This is a genomic window from Acidobacteriota bacterium, from assembly GCA_029861955.1.
In the GTDB taxonomy this organism is placed as follows: domain Bacteria; phylum Acidobacteriota; class Polarisedimenticolia; order Polarisedimenticolales; family Polarisedimenticolaceae; genus JAOTYK01.
Genome location: JAOTYK010000029.1, coordinates 33,057 through 40,498 on the forward strand (window position 1 = coordinate 33,057; position 7,442 = coordinate 40,498).

Consider the following 7,442-nt stretch of genomic DNA (forward strand, 5'->3'; position numbering starts at 1 on the left):
CAGGCTAGAGCAGTCCTACCCTGGCTTGCAAGGCAGCGCGAAATCAGGAGGCGGCCTTGGCCCCCTCGGCCCCGGACTCGTCTATGAGGCGCATCCCTTCCATCAGAAGGAACATCGCATCGGCGGTGACGGTCGTATTCTTGGGCTTCACGCCGTGCTCGATGACAAACTCGCCGTCGTCCCAACGGATCATCTCGTAGAACGCGTCCTCGCCCTTGAGCTTCTTGGTCTCCGCGTGCTTGACCTCGCCGTTGTCGAACCACAGGGTCCCGTGATCGCCGTCGTAGGTAAGAGTCACGCAGGCTGTCTTCATTCCCATCGTCAGCGTCTGGACAATATCCGGGAGTCCCAGGTTGACCAGGTCGCCGGTGATCCCGCGTCGCACAAGAGTCTTGTCATCACGACGACGAATCGCCTCGCGCGCCAGTACGTTCTCGATACGAAGAATGATCTCTTCCAGATCCGCCTGTTTGCTGACGTATTCATCGACGCCTTCGCGCAACGCGCGCATGCGGACGATTCGATCGTCCGTCCTCGCGAGCATCGCGAACGGGACCCTACGCAGCGCCTTGTCCGACCTCATCTCCTCCAGGAACGTGAAAGCGTCCGAGCTCCGGGGATCGACGTCGGCGACGACCAGATCCGGCGGCGATTCGAGGATCGTCTTCAACGCGTGCTCGAAACTTTCCGCCTCTTCGATCTTCAGCCCTTCGTTGAGGAGACGCATCTTGAGTAGCTTGCGAAACTCCGGCTGCTCGTCGACGATCAGGACGGTCGGCTCTACCTTATCGGGTCGTATGGCCAGTCGCTTGTCCAGGACTTTCTGGAACGCCTCAAGGACCTCGGGATCGAACTGGCGGCCGGCCTCCCGGATCAACTCTGCGAGAGCGTCCTCGGAGGTCTTGGCCTGACGATGCGTGCGTTCCGATGTCAGCGCGACGTAGGTGTCAACGATCGAGACGATACGGGCACCCATCGGAATCTCACGGGCCTTGAGACCGTCGGGGTACCCCTTGCCGTCGTAGCGTTCGTGATGACCGCGGATCACCGGCATGACCTTCCACGGGAACTGAATGTGCTCGAACAATCGACAGGATGCGGTTACATGCTCGCGCATGCGCTCGGCTTGTTCCTCGTTGAACTCGCCCTCGGCCGACAGCACGTCGGACTCGACACCGATCTTGCCGACGTCATGCAACAGTGTCGCCAGCACGACTTCCTTGAGTGAATCGTCGTCGGAACCGAGCTCCTCGGCTGTCGCCTTGGCGAGCTGCATTGACCGATGGGCCGACGCGCCGAAAAAACGATCCTCCAGTTCGAGTAGACCGACCATCACGTCGATCACCTGAAGTAAAGAGTCCGTCCCGCGATGCTGAGTGGACAGGCTTGAGCCTTCCCGCCCGTTGTCGCTCCCGAACAACTCAAAGACCTGCTGCGAGTTAATAATGAAGTCATCCGATCCGAACTGGAGCTGCTCCGGCGTGTTACGGATCATATCGTAGCTGGTCAGGGTCAGGACCCGGCACTCGGGGCGGACCGCATGAATCCGATCACTGAGTTCGGCGGCCGTCATATCGGGCAGGTGCGACTCGATCATCACGGCGTCAAAGGTCACGGCCTTGATCACACGTTCGGCTTCCGCACCGCTGACGGCGCGGGTCACGGTGAACCCGCTTTGACGCAGTTCGCCGGCCAGCGATTCGCGCAGCGCGACGTTGGACACGACGACAAGAAAATTCCGTTTCATGATGACCCTTCCTTTAGGGGTATCGAAGGCTTACGATCACGTCATTCAAATATGGGTTCCCACGAGACGAAGTCAAAACATGCCGGAATGGCTTTAAATAGGAGGCCTTTGGTCTCTGTCCTGCTACCGGTGCGGGACGCCGAGTCGACGATCTCTGCCTGCGTTCGCAGCATGCAGCGCCAACGACTGGAGTCGTTCGAGTGCGTCCTGGTGGACGACGGATCGACCGACCGGTCGGTCGCCGTCTATCGAGCAGCCGCCGGAGACGACCCGCGATTCCGTATCGTTGGCGGAACCGGGGAGGGAATCGTGCCTGCGCTCAACCTGGGGCTGGAGCATTGCCGAGGGACGTTCGTCGCACGAATGGACGGCGACGATGTCATGCATCGTGATCGTCTGGCCGCGCAACACGTCGCCGCCGAGCGGTCCGACCGTCCACTTCTTCTCGGTTGCCACACTCGGCTCTTTCCGCGCGACGACAACCTGGGTAGCGGTATCCGACAGTACGAGAAATGGCTCAACAGCCTGCTCGACGGGACGGATGTTCAGCGCGACCGTTTCGTCGAGTGTCCCCTGCCCCATCCCACGTGGTTCGTACGGCGGTCTCGAATGATGGAGATCGGATATCAGGATGTGGACTGGCCCGAGGACTACGACTTCCTGCTCAGACATCTTGCCGCAGGAGGTGAGATCGGCACGGTCCCGCGACGCCTTCTCGCATGGCGTCATGGCCCGACTCGGCTATCGCAGAGATCCCCGCGCTACGGGCCCAAGGCGTTCACACGATGTAAGGCCCATCACCTCGCGCGGGGTTATCTGCGTGATCATCCTACGTTCGACCTGTGGGGCTACGGTGCCACCGGTCGATCGTTGTGTCGCGAGCTTGCCGGTCATGGTCGACAACCACGCTGGATCGTGGAGACCCACCCCGGCCGGGTCGGGCAGACCATCGCCGGCGCGCGGGTCGTGTCTCCGGGCGAAGTGGACGCGACCCAACTGGAGCGATTGCTCGTCTCGGTCGCCGGGGCGGAACCCCGCGAACAGATCCGCCGCTGGCTTACCGATCACGGACACGTAGAGGGTCAGACGTTTATTTGTCTGGCGTAGACGCGATCAGTTCTCGAACGATGGCGTTGACCTGCTTGCCGTCGGCCTGTCCCTGGACCTTCGGCATGACGATCTTCATCACCTGACCCATCTGTTGCGGCCCGGTGGCACCCACCTCGGCCACGGCCTCCGTGACGATCATCCGTAACGTGTCCGCATCGAGTTGCTCGGGGAGGTAGCTGTTGACGATATCGAGTTCACGCTGCTCCTTATCGACAAGCTCGTCCCGGCCCGCCGCCTTGTAACTCTCGATAGAGTCCCGTCGCTGCTTGGCATATGCCGAAACGGCTTTGGTCGCCTCCTCGTCGTCGATCTTGTAGTCGACGCCGTGCTCGCTGCGTAGCGCGACCTCCCGCTCCTGCAATTTCGACTTGAGCATCCGTAAGGTCGTCACGACTTCTTTCTTCCCGTCACGCAAGGACTGGATAACGTCTTTCTCGATCTGACTCTTGATACTCATTGTCATCCTCGTTTCGGCAGCACGAATCAGGCTTTTCGACGTCCCCGGCGCAGAAACAACAGTACCAGAAGCGTGTAGAGCTCGAGGCGACCGACCAGCATCAGCCCGAGCAAGATCAACTTGGCCGTTGCCGGCAAACCCCCGTAATTCAACGTCGGCCCAACGTCGCCGAACCCCGGGCCGACGTTGGCAATACAGGCCGCAGACGCCGAGAACGCGGTCGTGGGATCGATCCCCAGCATCGTAAGCAAGAGGCCCCCGGCGGCGAACAATGCCACGAACAGGAGTAGAAACGTCGTCACGGAGTTGACAACGTCGTCAGGCACGGCCGTCGGACCGATCCTCACCGGGAGCACTGCGTGGGGCTGCACCTTGCGCTTGAGATCGATCACAAGCTTTTTCACCGTGATCATGATTCGTACGACCTTGATCGATCCCCCGGTGGACCCCGCACAGCCACCGATGAACATCAACAAGAACAGGAGAGCGCGTGAAAACGCCGGCCAGAGTTCGAAGTCGGCGGTCGCAAATCCGGTGGTGGTCGTAATCGCCACCGCCTGAAACGCCGCATCGCGGAACGCATCAAGGAGACTCATCTCCTGCTGCGCACGAAGCATGAGATCGGCACAGATCAGCGATGTCGCCAGGGCCATGATCGAGACGTAGTAGCGAAACTCACGATCTTGAAGCAGCGGGCCTGGTTTGCCGCGAAGCAGGTGAAAGTGCAGAGCGAAGTTTGCTCCGGCCAAGATCATGAAGACAATAATGATCCACTCGATCAGTGGACTGGCAAACCCGGAGACACTGGAGTTGAGGGTCGAGAACCCACCGGTCGCCATGGTGGCGAACGCGTGATTGACCGCGTCGAAGAGACCCATGCCGGCAAGCACCAGCGCGGTCACCTCGATGAGGGTCAAGAGCGCGTAGATGCCCCACAACGCCTTGGCCGTCTGGGCGATTCGCGGAGTGAGTTTCTCCTTGATCGGTCCGGGGGCCTCGGCACCGAGCAACTCCAGACCGCCGACCGCCAACTTCGGCAACACCGCGATCCCCAGGACGATGATGCCCATCCCGCCAAGCCACTGGGTCAGCGATCGCCAGAGTAGGATTGCCGGGCCCCGGGCTTCGATGTCGGTCAGAATCGATGCGCCGGTGGTCGTAAAGCCCGACACACTCTCGAAGATCGCGTTGACCCAGAACCCCGACCCCTCGAGAACGATCCACGGAAGAGCACCGGCCAGGGACGCGGTCCCCCATGCGGCGGCAACCAGAACAAACGCTTCTGAACGACCGAACTTGTCGTTGGCCAGGCCGTCGCTGAAACGGGTCTGAAGGATCAAACCGGCAATGCCGGATACTCCGGCGCTAATCAGGAACGCGGTGTGTTCGCCGCTCTTGTAGTAGAGGGCAACGACGGCGGGAACCAGCAGGGCCGCCGTGAGGGCCAGCAACAGACGCCCCAGCAAGAAAAAGACGCCACGCCAGTTCATCGGCCGCGGAACATCCGTTCTAGATCCGGGAGTGCTTTCGAGAGTGTGAACACGAGCGTCCTGTCCCCCTCCCTGAACGTGAAGTCGCCACCCGGGACGAACATCTGCTCGCCTCGCAGGACCGTCCCGATGATCGCATTGCGGGGGAACTTCAACGCGCTAAGCGGTGCCTTCAGCGCACGGGCTCCCGGAGGCACCTCGAACTCGACGATCTCGGCATCCCCACCCTCGACCAGGTCCATGCTGACGATCTCACTTCGGTGCACCATGCGCAGGATCGTCCCGGCCGTCATCATCCGTGGCGAGAGAGGGATATCGATCCGCACCGCCAGCATCAGATTGAGGAACTCGGGACGATTGTAGAGCGCCACGACGGAACGGGCACCGGATTCGCGGGCCAGCAGCGACGCCAGAAGATTGACCTCGTCCGACTGGGTGGCCGACACGAAGTAGTCGGCGTCCTCGATGCCGGCCTCATTGAGGATGCCCGAATCGGTCGCGTCTCCCCGGATGACCAGAGCCTCGGGAATCTCTGCGGCGATGTCGGCGGCTCGTTTCTCGCCACGTTGGATGATCGCGACCTCGATTTTTGCGTGAATGAGTTGTTTCGCAAGTGTTGCGCCGACCTGACCGGCCCCGGCGATGACGACTCTTCGCGTGGGTCGCGATTCGACACCAATCGATTCCAGATAACTTGAGATCGCCTCGGCAGGACCGACCGAATAGAGAAGATCACCGGGTCGCAGAAGCGTGTCGCCTCGCGGGATGACGGTTCCGGTCGCCCGATGGATCCCGGTCAGGATCCAGTTGTCGGGACCCTGTAGCTCCTTGATCGGTTTTCCGTAGATCTTCGCGCTGATCGACGGGCGAGCCTGCAGCAGAACCAACTTGCCTTCGCCGAAGAAGCGTGCCTTGCCGGTGCCTGGGACCTGCGTCAGACAGAAGATCTCCTCGGCTACCAACTGTTCGGGGTAGAGCAGGCGCAACTCATCGTCCGCCCGCACGAGTGGGTTCTTCCCCAATGCCGGGTTGCCGACACGCACGACGGCTGTTCTTGCACCCATCCTCCTGGCGGTGAGGGCTGCCAATAGATTGGACGAGTCGCTGTTGGAGACTGCGAAGAACAGATCGGCGTCGCCGACCTGGTGCTTCTTCAGAACGCTCGGATTGCAGCCGTCCCCCTTGACGGCGAGCACGTCCATGCTCTTCTGCATCAGGGCGACCTTCTCCGCATCGCGTTCGATGACGACGAGGTCGTGGCCTTCTCTCGAGAGCGAGGCGGCGATGTGGGTTCCGACCTCGCCGGCACCCAGAATGATGATTCTCACTGCAGAACTCTCCCCGCTTCGGGCGGCAGCATCCTATCACCGGGCCAGGGACGCCAGCGCCTTCGCGATGGAAAACCAGCCCAGTGCGCCAAATAGAACGAGCGCCAGAGTCAGTAGGGCCGACGATAGCCAGCCACTGCGCATCTCCGCACCGACCCACTCGATCTTGCGATTCATGTAGAGCAGCGTCCCTGCAAGAAACGGCATGAAGACGGCTCCGAGGATCGAGTAGAGCAGGATGATCTGCACGGGTCGCTCGAACCACAACAGCAGCATCGGTGGCAGGCAGAGCCAGAGCAGGAAGCCTCGATAGGGTCGCGATCGCGTATCGACGATCGTGCCATCGCCCTTTCGCTGGGCCACGAAGTCCGCGAACAGATAAGGCACTCCCTGCCAGACGCCGACCATCGAGGTGGCGACTGCCGCCCAGAATCCAAGGCGAAACGCCCACTCGCCGATGGGTCCTGCGACCGCGCCGAGCATGGTCCCCATCCGGATGACGCCACTGCTTCCCTCGACGACAACGCCCTCGGCATGAAGCACGACCGCGGCAAGCACCATTACGGCAAGTCCGAACAGACCGGTCAGACCGTAGGCCACCGCCAGGTCGACCCGCGCGACGCGGTACCACTCACGCCCGCGCCAACCCTTCTCGCGAATCCAGTACCCGTAGGAGAGCATCGTGACCGTGCCACCGACTCCACCGACCACACCCAGTAGTAGCCGTGCACTCCCCGTCGGGATTCCCGCCTCGCCGATGATCTGTTGCAGTGTCAGCAGCGGAGGCTGGACGACCGCCGCGCACCCGATCAGGGCGACAAACATCGCAGCGATGAGGATCTTGACGAAGCGCTCGAACGGCCCGTACCCACCGACCAACACGAGAGCGGCAAATACGATCGAATGCAGGGCACCCCATGAGCGGACCGACAGCGCGGGAGCGATCGCGTGGGCTGCCAGCCCGCACGCCGACATCAACGCACCACCGACGAAGAAGCCCCACAGAATCAGGTAGGCCAGAAAGACGATCTGCACCGGGCGACCCAGCCGGGTCGCCCACCCTTCGAGAAGGGTGGTGCCGGTAGACAGTTGCCACCGTGCGATTCCCTCATTCAGAACGAACTTGAAGACGGCGCCGATGATCGCTGCCCAGGCGACGGCGATCCCGAACCGAGACCCCGCCACCGCGGCGGCGACGACATCCCCCGCTCCGACACCGGTGGCGGCAACGGCCAGTCCGGGGCCGAGCACCCGAAGCCATCCGCGGAGGTCCCGCTCAGGCATCCTGCGACGGTTTTACGAGACGGATG

At 61.9% G+C, this 7,442-nt stretch carries 6 protein-coding genes; 1 reads left to right on the forward strand and 5 read right to left on the reverse strand.

Going from position 1 to position 7,442, the window contains the following annotated elements:
- Positions 1–43: 43 nt before the first annotated feature.
- A complete protein-coding gene (locus OES25_13495; protein MDH3628654.1) occupies positions 44–1,747 on the reverse strand; it encodes a response regulator in 1,704 nt (567 codons plus the stop codon).
- Between the two features lie 108 nt (positions 1,748–1,855).
- Here OES25_13495 and OES25_13500 point away from each other — a divergent pair, with 108 nt between their 5' ends.
- A complete protein-coding gene (locus OES25_13500; GenBank protein MDH3628655.1) occupies positions 1,856–2,854 on the forward strand; it encodes a glycosyltransferase in 999 nt (332 codons plus the stop codon).
- Here the strand turns inward: OES25_13500 and OES25_13505 are convergent.
- Genes OES25_13505 through OES25_13520 form a run of 4 tightly spaced genes read right to left on the reverse strand, consistent with a single transcriptional unit; the run spans position 2,838 to position 7,416 of the window.
- Positions 2,838–3,314, reverse strand: coding sequence for a GatB/YqeY domain-containing protein (locus tag OES25_13505; protein ID MDH3628656.1), 477 nt, complete (start codon positions 3,312–3,314; stop codon positions 2,838–2,840). The two genes, OES25_13500 and OES25_13505, sit on opposite strands and share 17 nt — an antisense overlap.
- 26 nt (positions 3,315–3,340) lie before the next feature.
- Positions 3,341–4,804 carry a TrkH family potassium uptake protein gene (locus OES25_13510; GenBank protein ID MDH3628657.1) on the reverse strand — a complete coding sequence of 488 codons (1,464 nt, stop codon included), beginning with the start codon at positions 4,802–4,804 and terminating at the stop codon, positions 3,341–3,343.
- On the reverse strand, positions 4,801–6,132 hold the full coding sequence (gene trkA / locus OES25_13515; GenBank protein ID MDH3628658.1) for a Trk system potassium transporter TrkA: 1,332 nt from the start codon (positions 6,130–6,132) through the stop codon (positions 4,801–4,803). Before trkA ends, OES25_13510 begins: the two co-directional genes overlap by 4 nt.
- A gap of 36 nt (positions 6,133–6,168) precedes the next feature.
- The gene (locus OES25_13520) at positions 6,169–7,416 is read right to left on the reverse strand and encodes an Nramp family divalent metal transporter (GenBank protein MDH3628659.1); all 1,248 of its coding nucleotides are present in this window, start codon (positions 7,414–7,416) and stop codon (positions 6,169–6,171) included.
- Between the last annotated feature and the right edge of the window lie 26 nt (positions 7,417–7,442).